Raw genomic sequence first — 21,077 nt, 5'->3', positions numbered from 1 at the left:
TCTTCTCTTTCGTGTGGGCTTATTTGCTCGAGGAGAGGGCGTCGGCGCCGCCGACGATCTCGGCGATCTGCTGCGTGATCTCAGCCTGACGCGCGTTGTTGCGCAGGCGCGTGTACGTCGTGATGAGCTTGTCGGCGTTGTCGCTGGCGGACTTCATCGCCTTCTGCGTGGCGGCGTGCTTTGCCGCGGACGACTGCAGGAGGGCGTTGAAGACGCGGCTCTGGATGTACACGGGCAGGAGCGCGTCCAGCACCGTCTCGGGGTCCGGTTCGAACTCATAGAGCGGGTACACCGCGCTCGACTCCGAGGCATCCGATTCGACGACCTCGAGCGGGAGCAGGCGGACCGTCTCGGCCGACTGCACCATCATGCTGACGAAGCGGTTGTAGACGAGGTGGATCTCGTCAACACCAGCCGCATCGCCATCCGTGTCTCCGCCGCGACGGTAGCAGTCGAGTAGCTCCGCGCTGATCTTCTCCGCCGTCGTGAACTGCGGGGTGTCGGTGTCGCCGATCCACTGCGCGGCACTCGCGAGCTTCCGGAACTGGAAGTAACCGACCGCCTTGCGCCCGACCAGGAAGTACGTGACTTCCTTGCCCTGCGAACGCAGGAGAGCCGACAACTCCAGCCCTTCGCGCAGGATCTGGGAGTTGAACGCTCCCGCCAGCCCGCGGTCCGAGGTGAAGATGACCACGGCCGACCGGCGGATGACCGGGCGTTCCGTCGTGAGCGGGTGTTCGACGTTGGAGTGGGTCGCGACCGCCGAGACGGCCCGCGTCACGGCGCGCGCAAAAGGTGAGGACGCTTTGACGCGTGCCATCGCCTTCTGGATGCGCGAAGCCGCGATGAGCTCCATCGCCTTCGTGATCTTTTTGGTCGTCTGGGCAGAAGAGATCTTCTGCTTGTAGACCCGTAGTTGTGCGCCCATGGTGTCGCTGTCGCGTCTCCCTAGCCCCGGCGGCCCTTGACGATCTGCTCCTGGTTGACGTCTTCGGCCTCAGCGGCCTCGACCTCTTCGCGTCCGGGAGCGGACAGGCTCTGACCCTTGCCGCCCTGGAACTCCAGGGTGAACGCGTCGACCTGCTTCTCGAGCTCGGCGGCGGTGTCGTCGTCGAGAACGTTGGTCGTGCGGAGCGTCGTCAGGATCTCGGTGTTGCGGCGCAGGTGATCGAGCAACTCGGCCTCGAAGCGCAGCACGTCCTCGACCGCCAGGTTGTCGAGCTTGCCCTTGGTGCCGGCCCAGATCGAGACGACCTGCTCCTCGACCGGGTACGGCGAGTACTGCGGCTGTTTGAGAAGCTCGGTCAGGCGTGCGCCACGAGCGAGCTGACGACGCGAGGTTGCGTCGAGGTCGCTCGCGAACATCGCGAACGCCTCGAGCGAACGGTACTGGGCGAGCTCGAGCTTGAGCGTTCCCGAGACCTTCTTGATCGACTTGACCTGCGCGTCGCCACCGACACGCGAAACCGAGATACCCACGTCGACCGCGGGACGCTGGTTCGAGTTGAAGAGATCGGACTGCAGGAAGATCTGGCCGTCCGTGATCGAGATCACGTTGGTCGGGATATATGCCGAGACGTCGTTGGCCTTCGTCTCGATGATCGGGAGTCCCGTCATCGAACCGGCGCCCAGCTCGTCGGAGAGCTTCGCGCAACGCTCCAGCAGACGGGAGTGCAGGTAGAAGACGTCACCCGGGTAGGCCTCGCGGCCCGGCGGACGACGCAGGAGCAGCGAAACGGCACGGTAGGCCTCGGCCTGCTTCGACAGGTCGTCGAAGATGATCAGGACGTGCTTGCCGCCGTACATCCAGTGCTGGCCGATGGCAGAGCCGGTGTAGGGCGCCAGGTACTTGAAGCCGGCAGGGTCGGACGCGGGCGCGGCGACGATGGTCGTGTACTCCATCGCTCCGGCGTCCTCGAGCGCACCCTTGACGGCCGCGATCGTGGAGCCCTTCTGACCGATGGCGACGTACACGCAGCGAACCTGCTTGTTCTCGTCGCCCGACGCCCAGTTGTCCTTCTGGTTGATGATCGTGTCGATCGCGATGGCCGTCTTACCGGTCTGGCGGTCGCCGATGATGAGCTGGCGCTGGCCGCGGCCGATCGGGATCATGGCGTCGATCGCCTTGATGCCGGTCTGCATGGGCTCGTGCACCGACTTGCGCTGCATGACGCCGGGCGCCTGCAGTTCGAGTGCACGGCGTCCCTCAGTTGCGACCGGGCCGAGACCATCGATCGGGTTGCCGAGCGGGTCGACCACGCGGCCGAGGTATCCGTCGCCCACGGCGACCGAGAGGACCTCGCCCGTGCGGGTGACCGAGTTGCCGGCCTCGATGCCCGAGAACTCGCCGAGAACCACGACACCGATCTCGTGCTCGTCCAGGTTCAGGGCCAGGCCCTGCGTGCCGTCCTCGAACGTGACGAGCTCGTTCGCCATGACGCCGGGCAGGCCCTCCACGTGGGCGATGCCGTCTGCCGCGTCGACGACGGTGCCGACCTCGGTCGCGGCCGCGCCGGTGGGCTCGTACGCGGCGGCGAAGTCCTTCAGCGCGTCACGGATGACGTCGGGGCTGATCGATAGTTCTGCCATTGTCTTCCTCTATCTTGAGAGTGCTGTCTGGTGCGGGGCTCTCGCTCCGCGTTCCGCACGGGGTGCGGGAAATCTGGGTTCAGCCCGCCAACCGCTGACGGAGTTCTGCGAGACGCGCGGCGACCGATGCGTCGATCACGTCGTCCGCGATCTGCACGCGCAGTCCCCCGACGACCGTGGAGTCGACGACCGTGTTGAGCGACACGTCGCGGCCGTACTTGGCACTCAGCAGGCGAACCAGCTGCGCTGCCTGCGCGTCCGAGAGTGGGGTGGCCGTCGTGACGGTTGCAACCGTGCGGTTCAACTCGTCCGAAACGATCCGCATGGTGCGCGAGAGGGACTCACGGATGCGTCGCTCCCCCGGCTGCTGAACGATCGACGCGACGACCAGGGCGGTACCCGCGCTGACACGGCCCGCGAGCAGCGTGTCGACGAGCGCACCCTTGGAGGTGGCATCACCGAGGCGGCTACCCAGCGCGAGCTCGAGCTCGGGATTCTGCGTAACCATGCGCAAAACCGAGAACAGCTCGCCCTCGAGATCGGTCGACCCCTCGGAAATCGCCACAACGCGGATCGCGAGTTCTTCGATACCGGCGATCAGATCGGCGGCCGAAGACCACCGCTGCTCAACCGCGAAGGCGAGCAGCGAGACGGTCACCGGCGCAAACGTCGCACCGAAGACATCCTCGACGACCTTCCGCCGCGACACCGTCGAAGCCGACGGGTCGGCGAGCGCACCGCTCAGGTGCGACGAAGAACCGACGACCCGTGCCGAGTGGAAGAGCTGACTCGCCACGGCGAGATCGAGACCCTTCGCACCGACAAGCTCGGCGTTCGTCGCGCGCTGCGCCTGAGTGGTCGCGCTGCCCATTACTCGGCCTTCCCCGCAGCAGCCTTTTCGGATGCCTCGAGCTCGGCCAGGAACCGGTCGACCACGGACTTAGCCTTCGCGTCGTCGGAGAGCGTCTCTCCGATGACGCCGCCAGCGAGGTCGAGCGCAAGCGTTCCGACTTCCGAGCGCAGCGAGACGAGAGCACCCTGGCGCTCTGCCTCGATCTGCGCGTGAGCCGTCGCGGTCTGACGTGCGGCCTCGGCGGCCGCGGCTTCCTTCGCCTCGGTGACGATGCGCTTGCCGTCCTCGCGGGCGGCCTCGCGGATGTCTCCAGCCTCGCGGCGGGCGTCGGCCAGCTGCGCGGTGTACTCCTGGAGCGCCGCCTCAGCCTGCTTCTGAGCCTCGTCGGCCTTGGCGATGTTGCCCTCGATCGCGGCGGACCGCGCGTCGAGCAGCGCCGTCATCCGCGGAAGGATGACGCGCCAGAACACCAGCAGGACGACGACGAAGCACACCGCAGACCAGACGATGTCGTACATCGCCGGAATGAGCGGGCTGGGCGCCTCGCCCTCGCCTTCAGCGGCGAGAGTGACAAGAGCGTTCAGCATCCTGTCTCCTTAGGTCGTAAGCGGATGACTAGGCGCCGAAGATGAAGCCGGTCGCGATACCGATGAACGCAAGCGCCTCGGTGAACGCGATCCCGATGAACATCAGGACCTGCAGGCGGCCGGCCAGCTCGGGCTGACGAGCAACGCCCTCGATGGTCTTGCCGACGACGATGCCCACGCCGATGGCCGGGCCGATCGCGGCGAGGCCGTATCCGACGGTCGCGATGGAGCCGGTGACCTGGGCGAGAACCGTAGTTGCGTCCACGGGGTTGTTTCCTTTCGGTGAGGGGCGGCGTTTGCCGACCCGATTAGTGCTCTTCCGCGACCGCGAGCTGGATGTAGACCGCGGAGAGGATGGTGAAAACGTAGGCCTGGAGGAATGCCACCAGGATTTCGAAGAGGGTGAAGGCGAAGCCGAAGGCGAGCGTCCCGGCGCCGAGCAGCGACCAGAAGCCGCCGAGCGAGAAGATGAAGAACTGTGTCGCCGAGAAGAACAACACGAGCATGAGGTGCCCGACGATCATGTTCATCAGCAGACGGAGGGTCAGCGTGATCGGCCGGATGATGAAGGTCGACAGGAACTCGAGCGGGATGATGATGATGTAGAGCGGCCACGGCACGCCCGGGGGCATCAGAGAGTTCTTGAAGAAGTTGCCCGGGCTCTTGCGGACACCCGCGTAGATGAACATGACATAGGCGATGACAGCGAGCAGCAGCGGCATCGCGATGACGCTCGTTCCCGCGATATTCAGGAACGGGATGATTCCCGTGATGTTCATGAACAGGATCAGGAAGAAGAAGGTTGTCAGGATCGGCAGGAACCGGTCGCCGTCCTTACGCCCCAGCAGATCGTGCGCGATGTTGACGCGGACGAAGTCCAGACCCATCTCGACAACGCTCTGGAAGCGACCCGGAACGACCTTCATTCGGCGCGTCCCGATGACGAAGATCACTACCAACGCCACGGTGGCAAGGATCTGGATCAGGTTGATGCGCGTGAGCGCGAACCACGTTCCTTCGAAAAGAACCGCGTCAGGGAAGAAATCCCAAATAGACGGCGGATAGAATGCACCATCGTCGGTGCTTGCGGTGGCGATGAAAGTCGCGGCTTGAGTCAACTGCGCTGGCTCCAGCTTCGGGGGCACCGATCGAGATCGATGCGACGGGAATTATCAAAAGTCACCGCTGCGGTGCACATCACTGTGTATCGATTTGAGACTTCGTATCGGTAAAAGACTGCCGAAAATACGTCTTACGCCGGTGTCTGTCACGACTGTGTCTGTCACGAACCTAGGTTCAATGCACGGCTCAGGGGAACATCTAGACCCTATCAAGGATCTGGGCAGGTCACGAATCCGCAGGGGGCTTGGTGAGCGGGATCGAAGCGCCGTCCGAACCAGCGAAGCTCGGCCCATTGCCCGGCCCATCCCCCGGCAACGTCACGTCGCTCACATAGGGCAGACGCATCCGGAGCATGACGACCACGTCCACAGCCAGGGAGGCGACGACTCCCGCGATCAATCCGACGAAGAAGACCGGCGGAACGATCCATTCCTGCCCCCGCAGCACGAGCAGGACGACGATGAAGATGACGAACTTGAGCAGCCATCCGCCCAGCACGATCCCGAAGAAGATCGGGACGAACAGCGGGTCGCCGTACCACCGGTTGGCGATCAGGATGCTGACGGCCGTGATGCCGAGGAACACCGCTGCGGTGAGCACGCCGGCGAGGGCGCTCCATGAGCCATCCGCCCCGGCGACGAAGAAACCGATGACCGCCCCGAGAACGGCCAGGGCGGCCGTGAGTAATCCGCCCCAGCGGAGAGTCATGGTGAGGATCGGGGTGCTCGCGACGACGCGGCCCGAAGACGGGGCGGACGGCGGGGACGGGTCGGTCATGGCAGTTCCTCCACGGGGGTCAGAATCTCGTCGGGGGCGTGGGAGCCCGCCTCGCGGCGGGGCCGACGCGAGGGCATGAATGTCAGGACCAGGCACGCGGCGGCGCCGATCACGGCGAAGACGACCCCGATCCAGTAGGAAAGTTGATTGCGTTCGGCGATGAACATCAGCAGGACGGCGAAGCTGATCACGGCCGTCCAGGCGTAGAAGATCAGCACGGCATCGCGGTCGCTATGCCCCATATCGAGCATGCGGTGGTGCAGGTGTTTGCGGTCGGGCGAGAAGGGACTCTTGCCCGCGTGCAGACGACGGAGCACAGCCATCCCGAAATCGAGCAGGGGCAGCAACACGACGACGACCGGGAGCACGATCGGGATGAACGCGCCGAGTAGTTGCGAGCGACCGATGTCCTCGGGGTCGAGAGCTCCCGGCGGAATGGCGCCCGTGATCGCGATCGCGGACGTCGCCATCAGCAGACCGAGCAGGAGAGCACCCGAGTCGCCCATGAAGAGCTTCGCTGGGCTCCAGTTCAGGGGCAGGAAGCCGAGGCACGCGCCCACGAGCACGGCGGCGATGAAGGTGGCGAGCGAAAAGTTGTTCGTCGCGAACTCGCGCAGCAAGAGATAGGAGTAGACGAAGAACACTCCGTTCGCGATCAGGCACACACCCGCGACGAGGCCATCCAGTCCATCGATGAAGTTGACCGCATTCATCACGATGACGATCGAGAAAACGGTCAGGGTGAAACTCACCCAGCTCGACCCGACCGTCAACCCACCGATCGGCAGCGAATAGATCTGCAGTCCCCCGACACCCGCGATCAGGCCCGCCGCGAGAAACTGCGCGCCGAGCTTGATGAGCCAGTCGAGGTCCCACAGGTCATCGAGGACGCCGACGATGACGATCAGCAGCATCGCGCCGAGGATGCCGTAGATCTGCTGCGGGACGAACCAGAACGGATTGAAGAAGTCGTTGGCGCGGGATACGACGAACGCCGCGAAGATGCCGAAGAACATCGCGACCCCGCCGAGCCGAGGTGTCGGGGTCTTGTGGACATCGCGCTCCCGGATGCCGGGGTAGAGCTTGAAGCGCATGCTGAGCTGCCACACCGCCCACGACAGGACGAACGTCAGGAACGCCGTGAAGAGAATCGTGAAGATGTACTGCTTCACGCGGCAGCATCCGGTTCGAGCACGTCGCCCAGCAGCTCGCGCAACCGTTCAATCGAGATGGCGCCCTCGCGAAGAACGTGCACCCGCGCATCCTCCTCCCGTCGGACCACGGCCGTCGCGTCGATGATGGTCGAGGACACACCTGTGCTCGAGGGCCCATCGTCGAGATAGACCTTGACGCTCGAGCGCAGCATCCGCTCGGCCTCGAGGACGGAGGTCGCGGCCGGGCGGCCGGTGAGGTTGGCGCTTGAAACCGCGAGAGGCCCGGCGTCCTGGATGAGGTCGAGGGTGACGCGGTTGTCGGGCATCCGCACGGCGACCGTGCCGTGCGTCTCGCCGAGGTCCCACGCGAGCGACGGCTGGCTGGGTAGCACGATGGTCAGCCCCCCGGGCCAGAGCTCCTCGATCAGCTGTTCGATCGGCTCGGGGACCTCGCTGACGAGAGCGGCAAGCATGGACGCGCCCGAAACGAGCACGGGCGGAGGCGACTGGCGACCGCGTCCCTTGGCTGCGAGCAGGGCCGCCACGGCGGCTGGGCTGAAGGCATCCGCCGCTACGCCGTATACGGTGTCGGTCGGCAGCACCACGAGTTCGCCACGCGCGATCGAACGTCGTGCGTGCCGCAGGCCCGCGAGGAGCTGCGCCTCGTCGCGGCAGTCGAAAATGTCGGACATGTCCCGCCAAGTCTACGGCGGGCACGAGTGCTGCCATTCTCGGCGCGAGGGTCAGGGGCGGAGAGCGGTCGTCGCGCGGTCGCGCATCGTCAGATCCGGATGCGTCGCTGCCGCGCGCCATCCGTCCGCCGCGAGGATGTCGCGCACGGCAGCCCCCTGCCACTCGCCGTGCTCGATCACGACCGTGCCGCCGGGATGCACGAGGCGCAGGGCGGCTCGGCTCACGCGGCGCACCACGTCGAGGCCGTCGGGCCCACCATAGAGCGCGGCCTCGGGGTCGTGGAAGCGAACCTCGGGGTCGCGCGGGATCGCGTCATCCGGCACGTACGGAGGGTTCGAGACGACGACGTCAACGGTTCCGTTTAGGTCGGGGAGCGCCGTGTCGAGGTCACCCCGGACGATCCGTGCGTTGGTCGCACCGACGAACTCGGCGTTGCCCTTCGCCCAGATGAAGGCGTCCGGCGACTTCTCGACGCCGTAGACGATCGCGTGCGGCACCTCGGTCGCAAGCGCCAGCGCCAGCGCACCGCTCCCTGTGCCGAGATCGACCGCGATCGGCGCCGGTGATGCCGCAGCCCAGAGCGAGTCGATGGCGAACTGCGCGACGATCTCGGTCTCGGGTCGAGGCACGAAAACACCGGGACCGACCCGCAATACCAGACGGCGGAACGGGGCAAGCCCCGTGAGGTGCTGCAGCGGTACCCGCGCGGCGCGGCGCTCAACGAGAGCCTCGAATGCCGAGGCATCCTCATTCTCGATCTCATCGCCCCGGATACTGGCAGCCTGCACTCCCCCGCGACTCGTGCCGAGCACGTGCGCCGCAAGCAACTCGACATCGACGCCCGGATCGGCGATGCCCGCCGCCGCGAGTCGCTCGGCGGCCTCGCGCAGAACGGTCGCGAGCGCACGCGGAGAAGAAGAGTTTTCGATGGGAGGCATGAGCGTCCCCACATTACCGGCGCCCCTCCGTCCTGGCCGCGGATCCGCGGATTCGTCACAATCGCGCCGAGCCCGATGGGCCTCGCCTAGGCTCGTGGAAGTGCGTCGACGACGACGCCGAAGCTTCGATCCATCCCGTGACACCCCGTGACATCCCGTGACATCCCGAAAGGCACGCCCATGGCCGGCATCCACTCAGACATCACGTCCGCATTCGGAAACACCCCACTCGTCCGGTTGAACCGGGTCACCGAAGGGCTCGGCGGCGTCGTGCTGGCGAAGCTGGAGTTCTACAACCCGGTCTCGAGCGTCAAGGACCGCCTGGGCATCGCGATCGTCGACGCAGCCGAGGCATCCGGCGAGCTGAAACCCGGCGGGACCATCGTGGAGTCCACGAGCGGCAACACGGGCATCGCGCTCGCCATGGTGGGCGCCGCCCGCGGATACAAGGTGATCCTGACGATGCCCGCCTCGATGTCGAAGGAGCGGCGCACGCTGCTGAAGGCGTTCGGCGCCGAGCTCGTGCTGACCGACCCCACAAAGGGAATGTCGGAGGCCGTCAACATCGCCAAGCAGATCGTCGCCGACACACCGGGCGCCATCTGGGCCCGCCAGTTCGAGAACGAGGCGAACCCGGCGATCCACCGCGCAACGACAGCGGAAGAGATTCTGCGCGACACCGATGGTGACATCGGATACTTCGTGGCCGGCATCGGCACGGGTGGCACCATCACGGGTGTCGGTCAGGTACTCAAGGAGCGCGTGCCGGGTGTCCAGATCGTCGCCGTCGAGCCCGCGGACTCCCCCATCCTGACGAAGGGCCACCCCGGACCCCACAAGATCCAGGGCATCGGCCCGAACTTCGTGCCCGAGATCCTCGACCGTGACGTCATCGACGAGGTCATCGACGTCTCGTTCGAGGACACCCTCGAGGTGGCCCGCAAGGTCGCAACCGACGAGGGCATTCTGGTCGGCATGTCGAGCGGGGCCGCCATCTGGGCCGCCCTGCAGATCGCGGCCCGGCCGGAGGCCGCAGGCAAGAACATCGTCGTCATCGTCCCGTCCGCGGGCGAGCGTTACCTCTCCACGGCTCTGTACGAGCACCTGCGCGAGGAGTGACGTGGGCCTTCGTTCCGCCTGGCTGACGATCCGAGAGGATGTCACCGCCGCTCGTCTGCGGGATCCCGCCGCACGTGGGGATCTTGAGATCGCGCTGCTGTACCCGGGCCTGCACGCCATCTGGGCCTACCGCATCCATCACCGCCTGTGGGTGCGCGGCGCGAAGTTCCTCGCGCGTGCACTGTCGCAGGTGACGCGGTGGCTGACCGGGATCGAAATCCACCCGGGTGCTCGTCTCGGTCGTCGCTTCTTCATCGACCACGGCATGGGTGTCGTGATCGGTGAGACCGTCGAAACCGGTGACGACGTCATGCTCTACCACGGCGTGACGCTCGGCGGACGTCAGCGCGAGGGCGGCAAGCGGCACCCCACGCTCGGCGACCGCGTCGTGGTCGGCGCGGGTGCGAAGATCCTCGGGCCCGTCGTGATCGGCGACGATTCCGCCGTCGGGGCGAACGCCGTCGTGACCCGCGATGCACCCGCGAACTCGGTGCTCGTCGGCATACCCGCAAAGGCACGTGCCCGTCGTCCGGGCGAGGACACGCGGGCACTCTTGACAGCCCCCGAGTATTCCATCTGACGCAGCGGGACGCGACCGCGACCATCCATGGAGCCGCGCGATGCACCTGAGCGACACGCGCGGTGATATACCAGTTCGCGCATGTTCCCGATAGCGTGAAACGGTGACCTCGCCGACTCCCGCCGCTGCCCCGCCGCCACCAGCCGCTTCCCGCGCTCTCGCCATGCAGCTGAACGGCCTCGTCAAGCGCTTCGGCGACAAGATCGCCGTGGATAACCTCGACCTCGCCGTACCCGAGGGCTCGTTCTATGGACTCGTGGGCCCCAACGGAGCCGGCAAGACCACCACACTGTCCATGGCCACGGGACTCCTGCGCCCGGATGCCGGTCGCGCATTCATCCACGGCGTCGATGTCTGGGCCGAGCCTGTCCGCGCGAAGGCCATGATCGGCAACCTCGCCGACGGCGTGCGCCTGTTCGACCGTCTCACCGGCGAACAGCTGGTGACGTACACGGGCATGATGTTCGGGCTCACGCACGCGGATGTCGCGGCGCGCACCGCCGATCTGCTCCGCATCATGGACCTCACAGTGGCCGCCGGCACACCCGTCGTCGACTTCTCCGCCGGTATGACCAAGAAGATCGCCCTGGCCTGCGCCCTCGTCCACGCCCCCCGCATCCTCGTCCTCGACGAACCGTTCGAATCGGTCGACCCGGTGTCGGCGGCGAACATCGAGGACATCCTGCGCGATTACACACAGGGCGGCGGCACGGTGATCGTGTCGAGCCACTCGATGGACCTCGTCCAGCGCATGTGCGACCACGTCGCCGTCATCGCGGCAGGTCGCGTGCTCGCCGCAGGCACGGTCGCCGAGGTGCGCGGCGACGCGACGCTGCAAGACCGATTCGTCGAGCTCGTCGGCGGCCGACACCACACGGAGGGACCCGAGTGGTTGCGACTCTCCTGAGGATCCGCTTCCGCGTCCTCGGCAATACGCTCTCCCGACAGCCCTGGCAGCTCGTCGGATTCATCTTCGGCGCCCTCTGGGCCGTCGGCGCCGTCGTGCTGATCGCGATCGGTCTGTTCTTCGTCGGCACCCTCGGTCTCGAGGTGACGCGGCTCGTCCTCATCGCCGGCGGCAGTCTGCTAACCCTGGGATGGGTGCTCGCACCCGTTTTCGCGGCCGGGATCGATACGACGCTCGACCCCTCGCGTCTCGCAACGTTTCCCCTGACGACAAACCGCATGATGGTCGCCCTGACGGCAGCGGGTGCGACCGGAATCCCCGGTCTCGCAACGATTCTCGGTGGTCTCGCGAGTCTCGTCGCGTGGTGGCGCTGGCCGATCGCCCTCGCGGCGGCGGTCATCTGCGTCCCGCTCGGCATCCTGATCTGCGTCGTCGTCTCACGGACTTTCGCCTCGATCGCGGCCGGACTGACGGGAGGCCGGCGCATCCGTGAAATCGTCTGGATGCTCGCGTTCATCGTCCTCATCCTCGCCGGTCCGATCATCGCCGGCATCGGTTCGCTCCTGCGCGCCGCGAGCGGCCCCTCCGATGACATGACTGCTCTGTCTGGTGTGCTCGAGGCGGTGTCCTGGACACCCCTGGCGGCCGCATGGTCGGCCCCGGGCGATCTGGCATCCGGGGCGCCTCTCGTCGCCGGCGCGAAACTGCTGATCGCGCTGGCGACGATCGCGCTGCTGTGGTTCATCTGGCACCGGAGCCTGTCGGCATCCCTCATCGCACCTCCCGCTCGGGGCGGCCGCAAGGTCGCCGCGGGGAAGATCGGATGGTTCGGGCGTCTGCCCACCGGCGGCACCGGAGCCAGCTGGGCACGATCGTTGACCTACTGGATCCACGATCCCCGCTACCTCCGTCAGCTCATCACCGTTCCGCTCGTGCCGGTGCTCGTGGTGTTCTGGGCTCGAGGCGACACGACCAACACCTTCATCGCCTTCAGCGCGACGTTCGTCGCGTTCGTCCTCGGCATCGTCCCCTACGCGGATGTGTCCTATGACGGCACGGCCTTCGGCACGATCGTCGCGACGGGCGTTCGCGGTCGTCAAGACCGTCTCGGCCGGATGCTCGCGGCCGCGACCGTCGGGCTTCCGCTGGTAGTCCTCACGGCGATCATCACGATCGCCATCACCGGCGATTGGAACTTGGCGCCCGCGATCGTCGGGTCGGCAATCGGCATGCTGCTCACGGCATACGGCGTGTGTGCGGTGAGCTCGGCCTACCTGCTCGTGCCCGTGCCCGCGGCGGGCGACAATCCGTTCAAGCGCGTGCCCGGCGCGACGTTCTCGATCTTCCTCGGCTTCCTCGCCGTGTGGATTCTCGCCGCGGTGCTCGCCGCGCCCGAGATCATCCTGGCCATCCTGACCGTCGCCACGGGCGATGCACTGTTCGGTTGGCTCGCTCTCGTCGTCGGCGTGGTGCTCGGTGTCGTGTTCTTCGTCCTCGGCGTCGGGATCGGCGGTCGAATGCTGGACCGCACCGCTCCGGACCTGCTACAGCGCGTGCGGGCCGCTTCGTCGCAATAGCTCCGCGCTGCGTCCCCCTGATTCGCGCGATCAGGAGAGCGCCGGATTAGGCGGGCGCCTGATGGCAGCAGGCCGGCACGCCGAGCGCACGCAGCGACGCGAACGCGGCGTCATCGACCTGACCGGATGCCTCGGCGAACGCGTCGAGATCGATCTTTGCGCCGTCGAGCCAGGTGCCGGTGACCCCGATCGCACCGATCTTCTCGGGTGCGACTGCGTAGGGATCGGCGTCGAGCGCGACGAAGTCCGCGAGCTTACCGACTTCGATCGATCCGACATCACCGTCGGTCCCGAGGGTGTACGCCGCGTTGATCGTCTGGGCCGCGAGTGCCTCGTGCAACGTCGTCGCCTGCTCCGCCCCGCGGATCGTTCCGCTGCTGGTGCGCCGTGTGACGGCGGTCTGGATATTGAGAAGCGGGGTGGGCGGGCTCACGCTGCCGTCGTTGTGGAAAGAGGGATGCGTGCCCGCATCGAACGCGTCGCGAAAACGCTGCCAGGGCGCGCCAATACGGCTGTCGAACATCTGGCCGTCGAGCAGGTCACCCCAGTAGTAGAACTGGAACGGCCCCATCGATGTCACGACACCGAGCTCAGCCATCCGCGTGAACTGATCGTGGCGCGCGCCGCCGATGTGCTCCACCCGCCACCTGTGGTCGGTGCCAGCCAGACCGTGCTCGTCGAGCGCACGGCTGAAAGCGTCGAGCACGACGTCGAGCCCGATGTCGCCGTTGACATGGAACGCCATCTGCCAGCCGCCGTCGGCATGGGCGTCCAGGACCGCGTCCAGCTGCCCGCGCGTGTAGTTCATCCGCGCCTCACCCGGGATGCCGGGGGCGATACCCGCCGCGCGGGTGGCGTCGGTGTCGAGATAGGGCTCCGACATCGCGATGTTGCCGACCCACGGAGACCCGTCGGCCCAGAGCTTGATGCCGCGCTTGTGCAGCATCTCGACGGGGACGGTCGATTCGAACGGATCCCCCGCGTCGGCCTCTGTGGACATGTGGTACAGCGTTACGCGAATCGGACTGTTCGGCAGCGACGCCAGTGTCTCGTACGCCGCCTTGAGCGGGGTCTTGTACGTCATTTCCGAGGCGGAGGTGATGCCGGCCGTCGCCATGTACATGTAGTACTCGACCGCACCCTGAAGCGGCTTGCCCTGCGCACCGATCGCGTTCAGCACGGGCGTGGCGAGGGCCATGGCTGCGGGCAACTCGGTGCCCCGGCCATCCAGGCTCCCATCGGGCCGGCGCCCGAAGAACGCACCCACGGGATTGGCCGGCGGGGTCTCGACGAAGCCGAGCTCTTTCAGCACGGCAGTCGTCACATACGCCGTGTGGCCCGAATTTCCCATGACCAAGACGAGTCGATCACCAAAGATCGCGTCGAGGCTCGCCGCATCCGGATCCTCGTGCTGATGCAGTAGCCCATCGAATCCGAAGAACGACAGCGCGGTGCCCGGCGCGGACTCGGTGATCGCCTTCTGGAACATCGCGAGAACGTCATCCCAGGTCGGGCAGAACCACGGCGCGATCCAGTATGCGGGCGGCATTGTCGCCATCCCGCTGAGCACAGGGTGGGAGTGCGAGTCGATGAAGCCCGGCAGCAGGGCCCGTGCCTGGGTGTCTTCGATGGTCGCGGTGGGCGCGGCCGCCTGGCACTCCGCCATCGTGCCGACCGCGATGATGCGACCGTCTTCGATCGCCACGGCCTCGGCGCGCGGGTTCGCCGGGTCCATCGTGATGATCGTGCCGGCGGTGAGGATGCGTGCGGTCATGTCAGGCATCCTTGCCGCGGCCCGAGAGGTCTTTGACCTCGCGCTTGAGCAGAAGCATCGGCAGGAACAGGGTCGCGAGCGCCGTCACGAGCCAGACGACGACTGGAGCGAGCACCCACGAGATCGCGTCGGTGATGCGCAGCCCGCCGATCGGAAGCAGCACCACGACGAGCAGCGCGACGAACGTCGACACGATGCCGATACCGCCGAGCAGCGCCGGGGCGTAGCGCCTCGCCATCGTCGCGATCCAGGGCGCGAGGACGCTCTGCAGAACCGCGAAGATCACGATGCAGACGACGAATCCCCACCACTCGCTCCACTGAATCTGGAAGCCGGGCAACACCCAGTCGGCGACGAGCAGGCCGAGCGCGGCCGAGACCACGAAGATGAGGCTGCGGATGAGGAATCTGATCACGGGCTGACCTTATCGCGCCGGCCGCCTCGCGGCGTCTCTCGCCGCACCCCGCCCCCGCGCGCGCCGCACAAGCCCCGCTCCCCTGACACAATGTGTCGCTTCACACCCTCCGCAAGCGACACATCGCGTCAGGGGAACAAGCGGGGACGGCGCGCGGCGTCAGCGCCGGGCGCGGAGCGCGTCGCGCACGAGGCTGACGAGCAGGTGCGGTTTCCGAAAGAGCATTGCGCTGCCGACGCGGATGACGCGCCACCCGGCAGCCTGTAGCGCTTCGTGCTTAGCGAGGTCGCGGTTCCACGTCACCAGATCTGTGCGGTGGTGGTCTCCCTCGTACTCGATCGCGATCTTCAGATCGGGATACGCCAGGTCGACGCATCCAATGAATGCTCCGCTCTCGTCGTAGACGTCATGATCAAGCAAGGGTTCGGGCAGTCCAGCGTCGCAGATCGTCAGGCGCGTCCAGGTTTCAGGTCGGGATGCTGCTGCCACACGCAACCGAGGCAGTGACTCTCTCAAGGCTGGACGTCCGACTCTCCGGCCTGCGCGCACCGCGGCCTCGAGCTGCGCGAACGTCGCCAAGGGCGGTGGCATTTCGCGCACCCAAGGGCCGGGCATCCGCTGCACCCGGATGAATGCGTCGCCCGCCGCGACGAGATCGTACGGATGCAGCAGCTGTGCCCCGAGCATTGCCCACGTCGTCGCGGGGCTCGAAACCCGCAGCCCGGTCGGAGGATGAGTGACAACACGAGTGAGCCCGGGCTGCGCTTCGTGCGCCACCACGCCGGAAGTACGGACGGCACGTGCAGGCGCGAGCACACTCACGTGCAAACGGTCGTCGTGATTCCGCGGCACCGGCACACCCCAAAGCACCGCAGCCGTCCGATGGCTGAAGAACTCATGGTCTGCCATTCGTAGGGCATACACCCGCGCGAGTCGCAGCACCTCGGCACATTCCTCATCCGAGTACGGCGAGGACGATTGCACATCGAGGTCGGGCGGTTCAGCATCTCCCCGGATCCGCACCCCGTGGAACGGGCGGTGCAGATCGAGACGTCGCACGCGCTCGCGACTCAGACCCGCCTGCAACGCATCGCGGACGAGAAACGCGGGCCCGAGCTCATCGGGCAGCTGTCGTGGTTGCATACCCCCACGCTGGACCGCATCCCGCTACCCAAACGCTCCCGCACGCCCCACACGTGCACCTGCGCCGTTGGCGCCCCCTGTGGAGGAAACATCGCATCCGCTCGCCTGACGCAATGTGTTGGCTCGGGCAGCGCCCAGGCGACACATTGCGTCAGGCGAGCAGATCCAAGGCGCGCGGGCGCGGCGGCTGCGGGGGCGTCAGGTGCCGAGAGAGGCCAGGCGCTCTTCCTCGTCCGCGGCGATACACGAGTCGATGACCGGGCCCAGAGCCCCGTCCATCACCTGATCGAGGTTGTAGGCCTTGTAGCCCGTCCGGTGATCCGCGATGCGGTTCTCGGGAAAGTTGTAGGTGCGGATGCGCTCGGAGCGATCCATCCCGCGGATCTGCGACTTGCGGGCATCGGATGCCGCGGCCGCGATCTCTTCCTGCTGTCGCGCGAGAATCCGGGCTCGCAGCACGCGCATGCCGGCCTCACGGTTCTGCAGCTGCGACTTCTCGTTCTGCATCGAGACCACGATGCCCGTGGGCAGGTGGGTGATGCGGACCGCCGAATCGGTGGTGTTGACGGACTGACCGCCGGGACCGGACGATCGGAAAACGTCGATCTTGAGGTCGTTCTGGTTGATCTCGACCTCGTCGGGTTCATCCACCTCGGGGAAGACCAGCACGCCGGTCGTCGAGGTGTGAATGCGCCCCTGCGACTCGGTCGCGGGCACACGCTGCACGCGATGCACGCCACCCTCGTACTTGAGGTGCGCCCAGACGCCCTGCGCGGGATCGGCGGACGACCCCTTGATCGCGACCTGGACGTCCTTGTAGCCACCGAGGTCGGACTCGGTCCGCTCGAGCAGCTCGGTCTTCCAGCCCTTGGACGCGGCGTACTGGATGTACATCCGCAGCAGATCGGCCGCGAAGAGCGCGCTCTCGGCGCCGCCCTCGCCGCCCTTGATCTCCATGATCACGTCGCGGGCGTCGTCGGGGTCGCGCGGGATCAGGAGGCGGCGCAGACGTTCCTGTGTTGCGTCGACGCGTTCCTCGAGCCCCGGCACCTCTTCGGCGAAAGCCGAATCCTCGCGCGCGAGTTCACGCGCGGCGGCGAGATCGTCGGATGCCGCGGCCCACGCGTCGTACGCGGCGACAATCCGGCTGAGCTCTGCGTAGCGTCGGTTGACGCGCTTCGCACGGCCGGCATCGGCGTGCACGGCGGGGTCGGAGAGTTCCTCCTGCACCCGCCGGTGCTCGTCGATGAGTCCGCGAACGGAGTCGAAAATCCCGGGGTCGGCCACGGCGGACCCGATCAGCGGATGTTGTTGTCGTGCCCGTGGCTGCTGCCGTGCGCACCCTGTGTGGGCGCCGGGATCGACTTCTGCATCTGGATGAGGAACTCCACGTTCGAGCTCGTTTCCTTCAGCTTGCCGAGCACGACCTCGAGGGCCTGCTGCGGGTCGAGACCCGCGAGCGCACGGCGCAGCTTCCAGGTGATCTTGACCTCGTCGGACGAGAGGAGCATCTCTTCGCGGCGCGTGGAGGATGCGTTCACATCGACGGCCGGGAAGATCCGCTTGTCGGCGAGCTGACGGGACAGACGCAGCTCGCTGTTGCCCGTTCCCTTGAACTCTTCGAAGATGACCTCGTCCATCTTGGACCCGGTCTCGACGAGCGCGGTCGCGAGGATCGTGAGCGATCCGCCGTTCTCGATGTTGCGCGCGGCGCCGAAGAAGCGCTTGGGCGGGTACAGAGCCGAGGCATCCACACCACCGCTCAGCACGCGACCCGAGGTCGGCGCCGAGATGTTGTAGGCGCGGCCGAGACGCGTGATCGAATCGAGCAGCACGACGACGTCGTGGCCGAGCTCGACGAGACGCTTGGCGCGCTCGATAGCCAGTTCGGCGACTGTCGTGTGATCCTCGGCCGGGCGGTCGAACGTTGAGGCGATGACCTCGCCCTTGACCGTCCGCTGCATGTCGGTGACCTCTTCGGGACGCTCGTCGACGAGCACGACCATGAGGTGAACCTCGGGGTTGTTCGTCGCGATCGCGTTGGCGATCTGCTGCAGAACGATCGTCTTGCCCGCCTTGGGCGGCGCGACGATCAGGCCGCGCTGGCCCTTGCCGATGGGTGCGACGAGGTCGATGATCCGCTGGGTGAGCTTCTCGGGCGCCGTCTCGAGGCGCAGGCGGTCCTGCGGGTAGAGCGGCGTGAGCTTGCCGAACTCGACACGGGTCGCGGCGTCGTCGACCGACAGGCCGTTGATCGCGTCGACCTTGACCAGGGCGTTGTATTTCTGACGCCCCTGGTGCTCGCCCTCGCGGGGCTGCTTGATCGCACCCACGACCGCGTCGCCCTTGCGCAGGTTGTACTTCTTGACCTGGCCGAGCGAGACGTAGACGTCGCTCGGGCCGGGCAGGTAGCCGGATGTACGCACGAACGCGTAGTTGTCGAGCACATCGAGGATGCCCGCGATCGGGATGAGAACGTCGTCATCGTTGATCTCGGTTTCGAATTCGTCCATCGGCGTGCCGGGGGAACGCTTGGTGCGACCGCGACCGCGGCCGCGTGCACCCTGACCGTTGTCGTCGTCGTCCGCCGGGCCGCTGCTCTGAGCGGCTTGCGCGTTCTGGCCACGCTGCGGGTTCTGACCGCGCTGGTTCTGGTTGCCCTGGGCGTTCTGGTTGCCCTGGGCGTTGTTCTGACCGCCCTGGTCGCCCTTGGCCTGACGACCCTGGTTCTGGTTGGCCTGGTTCTGGTTGGCCTGGTTCTGGTTGGCCTGGTTCTGGTTGGCCTGGTTCTGGTTGGCCTGGTTCTGGTTGGCCTGGTTCTGGTTGGCCTGGTTCTGGTTGGCCTGATTCTGCGGGCCACCCTGGTCGGCCGAGCCATCCTGGCCATCCTGTGCGTCACGGCCACCGCGGCTGCGGTTGCGGTTGCGGTTGCGGCTGCGACGGCTGCCCGTCTGCTCGCCTTCAGAATCGCTCTGGGCGTTGCCATCGTTCTGGGCGTTGCCATCGTTCTGGGCGTTGCCATCGTTCTGGGCGTTGCCATCGTTCTGGGCGTTGCCATCGTTCTGGGCGTTGCCATCGTTCTGGGCGTTGCCATCGTTCTGGGCGTTGCCATCGTTTTGCGCGCCGGAGGCGCTCTGCGCGCTCTCGGCTGAGGAATCGGATGCCTCGCCAGCGTCCGCCTTCCGGGGTGCGGAATCGCCCTCAGCGGACGATGCCACGCCCGGGGCCTCTTCCGCAGACGGCGCGGCCGCGGTCTCCGTGGGCGCGTCGGCAGTGGATGCCGAAGCATCCGACAGCGCAGCGGACGTGAGCGCGGCCGTGACCTGCGCCTCGACGTCCGCGTCGAGCGCCGACTGGGGGGTCTTCAGCGTGTGGCCGAGCTCAGCAGCGACGGCGATGACGCGCTTGGCGTCGACACCGAAGTCCGCGGCGAGCTCACGAACGCGGCGGCGGCGCTTGGAGGCGCGGGCCGGCTTCGAAGCGGGTGCCTCGTCCGGGACGGATGCGTCAGCCTCGGCGGAACCCTGTTCGGGTGCCGACTCGGCGGGCGCCGCGTCCTGAGGAGCTGCGTCCTGAGGAGCCGCGCCATGAGGAGCTGCGTCCTGAGGAGCTGCGTCTTGAGGCGCCGCCTCAGTGGTCTGTGCGCCCTCGGGCGCGTTGTCACCGGTCTGCTCACCCTGAATGGGGGTGGCGCCGGTCTGGATCTCGGAGATTGACTCCACGAGTACTCCCTTGCACGTGTGAATGAACACGACTGCATGCGATGTCGCCGCGGCGGACACCCGTCCACGCCGAAAGAATGGAGAAGGATTCGGGGGGCATGCAGTGCTTCGCAGATTGCGATCGGAGGCCAGATTCACGCGGCCGAAAACGGCTGTGTGGCACCCTCCGTGTGTTCCCTCACTGTAGCACCTTTGAAGTCGACGGCCAGCATGAGGGCCTCCCACGCGGTGTCGGAGACCTGCTCCACGACATCGGCCGCCTCGAGGCGTCGCCCCGGGCCATCGGCGAGGACGAGGATGCTCGGACCCGCCCCCGAGACGACCGCCGCGAACCCGGCGAGGCGCAGGGCCCGCACGATCCGCAGTGTCTCGGGCATCGCTTCGGCTCGGTAGTCCTGGTGCAGGCGATCCTCGGTCGCGGCGAGCAGCAGCTCGGGGCTTTGAGTCAGCGCGGCGATCAGCAGAGCCGACCGCGAGACGTTGAAGACCGCATCCTCGCGCGGCACGTTCAGCGGCTGCAGGCTGCGGGCAAGCGACGTCGACATCGTGAAACCCGGCACGAACACCAGAGGCGCGACACCGCGATGCACGAGCAGCTTCTTGTGCTGCGGGCCATCGGGCGTGATCCACGCGATCGTCAGGCCGCCGAAGAGCGCGGGCGCGACGTTGTCGGGGTGCCCCTCCAGCTCGGTGGCCAGACGCAGCAGATCGTCGTCAGAAACGTCGACCCGCCCTTCCAGCAGCGAGCGGGCGATGACGAGCCCCGACACGACGGCGGCGCCGGATGAACCCATGCCGCGCCCGTGCGGAATCCTGTTGTGTGCTTCGAGCCGCAGGCCCGGCATCTCCTGTCCGAACGCGTCGAACGCGTACTGGATCGAGCGGACCACCAGGTTCGATGCATCCCGCGCGACGTCCTCCGCGCCCTCACCCTCGACGAACACCTCGAGGCCCGGTTCGGGCAGTTCGGTCACCACGATCTCGTCGTAGACGCTCAGCGCCAGCCCGAGCGTGTCGAATCCAGGCCCGAGGTTCGCGCTCGTCGCGGGAACACGGACCACGAAGGGCCGCGGGCCTGGCTTTTCGGCCGACGGGGCTGCGTCGGTAGCCCGAGGGGCTGTGTTCAC

At 66.9% G+C, this 21,077-nt stretch carries 20 protein-coding genes; 4 read left to right on the top strand and 16 right to left on the bottom strand.

Translation table 11 applies throughout. The features are described 5' to 3' along the window. Positions 1-19 precede the first annotated feature (19 nt). From ACT9TC_RS14685 to prmC, 10 genes are all read right to left on the bottom strand, one after another. On the bottom strand, positions 20-928 hold the full coding sequence (locus ACT9TC_RS14685; protein WP_458041194.1) for a F0F1 ATP synthase subunit gamma: 909 nt from the start codon (positions 926-928) through the stop codon (positions 20-22). Between the two features lie 20 nt (positions 929-948). After that, complete coding sequence (gene atpA / locus ACT9TC_RS14680) at positions 949-2,589, bottom strand: F0F1 ATP synthase subunit alpha (protein ID WP_458041193.1); 1,641 nt, start codon at positions 2,587-2,589, stop codon at positions 949-951. Between the two features lie 79 nt (positions 2,590-2,668). Then, the gene (locus ACT9TC_RS14675) at positions 2,669-3,460 is read right to left on the bottom strand and encodes a F0F1 ATP synthase subunit delta (RefSeq protein ID WP_458041192.1); all 792 of its coding nucleotides are present in this window, start codon (positions 3,458-3,460) and stop codon (positions 2,669-2,671) included. Continuing rightward, positions 3,460-4,029, bottom strand: a complete 570-nt coding sequence (locus ACT9TC_RS14670) for a F0F1 ATP synthase subunit B (RefSeq protein WP_458041191.1) — start codon at positions 4,027-4,029, stop codon at positions 3,460-3,462. The genes ACT9TC_RS14675 and ACT9TC_RS14670 overlap by 1 nt, the downstream gene beginning before the upstream one ends. A 28-nt stretch (positions 4,030-4,057) precedes the next feature. Then, positions 4,058-4,294 (bottom strand): ATP synthase F0 subunit C, encoded by a 237-nt coding sequence (gene atpE, locus ACT9TC_RS14665; protein WP_165138922.1) that lies wholly within the window; start codon positions 4,292-4,294, stop codon positions 4,058-4,060. A gap of 43 nt (positions 4,295-4,337) precedes the next feature. Then, the gene (gene atpB / locus ACT9TC_RS14660) at positions 4,338-5,147 is read right to left on the bottom strand and encodes a F0F1 ATP synthase subunit A (RefSeq protein ID WP_458041190.1); all 810 of its coding nucleotides are present in this window, start codon (positions 5,145-5,147) and stop codon (positions 4,338-4,340) included. Between the two features lie 229 nt (positions 5,148-5,376). Continuing rightward, entirely contained in the window at positions 5,377-5,928 is a 552-nt protein-coding gene (locus ACT9TC_RS14655; RefSeq protein WP_458041189.1) for a hypothetical protein, read from the bottom strand. Continuing rightward, positions 5,925-7,100 (bottom strand): MraY family glycosyltransferase, encoded by a 1,176-nt coding sequence (locus ACT9TC_RS14650; protein ID WP_458041188.1) that lies wholly within the window; start codon positions 7,098-7,100, stop codon positions 5,925-5,927. Before ACT9TC_RS14650 ends, ACT9TC_RS14655 begins: the two co-directional genes overlap by 4 nt. Further along, the gene (locus ACT9TC_RS14645; RefSeq protein WP_458041187.1) at positions 7,097-7,774 is read right to left on the bottom strand and encodes an L-threonylcarbamoyladenylate synthase; all 678 of its coding nucleotides are present in this window, start codon (positions 7,772-7,774) and stop codon (positions 7,097-7,099) included. Before ACT9TC_RS14645 ends, ACT9TC_RS14650 begins: the two co-directional genes overlap by 4 nt. Positions 7,775-7,825: 51 nt before the next feature. Then, a complete protein-coding gene (prmC, locus tag ACT9TC_RS14640; protein WP_458041186.1) occupies positions 7,826-8,713 on the bottom strand; it encodes a peptide chain release factor N(5)-glutamine methyltransferase in 888 nt (295 codons plus the stop codon). 180 nt (positions 8,714-8,893) lie between these two features. On the opposite strand from prmC, the gene cysK reads away from it, so the two are divergent. From cysK to ACT9TC_RS14620, 4 genes are all read left to right on the top strand, one after another. After that, positions 8,894-9,832 carry a cysteine synthase A gene (cysK, locus tag ACT9TC_RS14635; RefSeq protein ID WP_458041185.1) on the top strand — a complete coding sequence of 313 codons (939 nt, stop codon included), beginning with the start codon at positions 8,894-8,896 and terminating at the stop codon, positions 9,830-9,832. Position 9,833: 1 nt separating this feature from the next. Beyond that, on the top strand, positions 9,834-10,412 hold the full coding sequence (gene epsC / locus ACT9TC_RS14630; RefSeq protein ID WP_458041184.1) for a serine O-acetyltransferase EpsC: 579 nt from the start codon (positions 9,834-9,836) through the stop codon (positions 10,410-10,412). 163 nt (positions 10,413-10,575) lie between these two features. Further along, positions 10,576-11,319, top strand: coding sequence for an ABC transporter ATP-binding protein (locus ACT9TC_RS14625; protein ID WP_458042947.1), 744 nt, complete (start codon positions 10,576-10,578; stop codon positions 11,317-11,319). Then, entirely contained in the window at positions 11,301-12,896 is a 1,596-nt protein-coding gene (locus ACT9TC_RS14620) for a hypothetical protein (protein WP_458041183.1), read from the top strand. The genes ACT9TC_RS14625 and ACT9TC_RS14620 overlap by 19 nt, the downstream gene beginning before the upstream one ends. A 46-nt stretch (positions 12,897-12,942) precedes the next feature. Here ACT9TC_RS14620 and ACT9TC_RS14615 read toward each other — a convergent pair whose 3' ends face one another. The 6 genes from ACT9TC_RS14615 to thrB form a co-directional block, all read right to left on the bottom strand. Next, positions 12,943-14,670: an amidohydrolase gene (locus ACT9TC_RS14615; RefSeq protein ID WP_458041182.1), complete on the bottom strand. Its 1,728-nt coding sequence runs from the start codon at positions 14,668-14,670 to the stop codon at positions 12,943-12,945. Between the two features lies 1 nt (position 14,671). Further along, positions 14,672-15,085, bottom strand: coding sequence for a hypothetical protein (locus ACT9TC_RS14610; protein ID WP_458041181.1), 414 nt, complete (start codon positions 15,083-15,085; stop codon positions 14,672-14,674). 159 nt (positions 15,086-15,244) lie between these two features. Then, positions 15,245-16,228, bottom strand: a complete 984-nt coding sequence (locus ACT9TC_RS14605) for an endonuclease domain-containing protein (protein ID WP_458041180.1) — start codon at positions 16,226-16,228, stop codon at positions 15,245-15,247. A 198-nt stretch (positions 16,229-16,426) separates the two neighbouring features. Beyond that, entirely contained in the window at positions 16,427-17,500 is a 1,074-nt protein-coding gene (gene prfA, locus ACT9TC_RS14600; protein WP_458042946.1) for a peptide chain release factor 1, read from the bottom strand. A 26-nt stretch (positions 17,501-17,526) separates the two neighbouring features. Beyond that, positions 17,527-19,950: a transcription termination factor Rho gene (rho, locus tag ACT9TC_RS14595; RefSeq protein ID WP_458041179.1), complete on the bottom strand. Its 2,424-nt coding sequence runs from the start codon at positions 19,948-19,950 to the stop codon at positions 17,527-17,529. 134 nt (positions 19,951-20,084) lie between these two features. Beyond that, complete coding sequence (gene thrB / locus ACT9TC_RS14590) at positions 20,085-21,077, bottom strand: homoserine kinase (RefSeq protein WP_458041178.1); 993 nt, start codon at positions 21,075-21,077, stop codon at positions 20,085-20,087.

This window comes from Microbacterium sp. HM-570 (assembly GCF_054165885.1).
This window is presented reverse-complemented; position numbering and strand designations above follow the sequence as displayed.

Coding starts and splice junctions, on each gene's coding strand:
- ACT9TC_RS14670 (WP_458041191.1), bottom strand. CDS start 4,029: ATGCTGAACGCTCTTGTCACTCTCGCCGCTGAAGGCGAGGGCGAGGCG.
- ACT9TC_RS14605 (WP_458041180.1), bottom strand. CDS start 16,228: ATGCAACCACGACAGCTGCCCGATGAGCTCGGGCCCGCGTTTCTCGTC.
- ACT9TC_RS14615 (WP_458041182.1), bottom strand. CDS start 14,670: ATGACCGCACGCATCCTCACCGCCGGCACGATCATCACGATGGACCCG.
- ACT9TC_RS14645 (WP_458041187.1), bottom strand. CDS start 7,774: ATGTCCGACATTTTCGACTGCCGCGACGAGGCGCAGCTCCTCGCGGGC.
- atpA (WP_458041193.1), bottom strand. CDS start 2,589: ATGGCAGAACTATCGATCAGCCCCGACGTCATCCGTGACGCGCTGAAG.
- ACT9TC_RS14685 (WP_458041194.1), bottom strand. CDS start 928: ATGGGCGCACAACTACGGGTCTACAAGCAGAAGATCTCTTCTGCCCAG.
- cysK (WP_458041185.1), top strand. CDS start 8,894: ATGGCCGGCATCCACTCAGACATCACGTCCGCATTCGGAAACACCCCA.
- prmC (WP_458041186.1), bottom strand. CDS start 8,713: ATGCCTCCCATCGAAAACTCTTCTTCTCCGCGTGCGCTCGCGACCGTT.
- ACT9TC_RS14655 (WP_458041189.1), bottom strand. CDS start 5,928: ATGACCGACCCGTCCCCGCCGTCCGCCCCGTCTTCGGGCCGCGTCGTC.
- ACT9TC_RS14625 (WP_458042947.1), top strand. CDS start 10,576: ATGCAGCTGAACGGCCTCGTCAAGCGCTTCGGCGACAAGATCGCCGTG.
- ACT9TC_RS14675 (WP_458041192.1), bottom strand. CDS start 3,460: ATGGGCAGCGCGACCACTCAGGCGCAGCGCGCGACGAACGCCGAGCTT.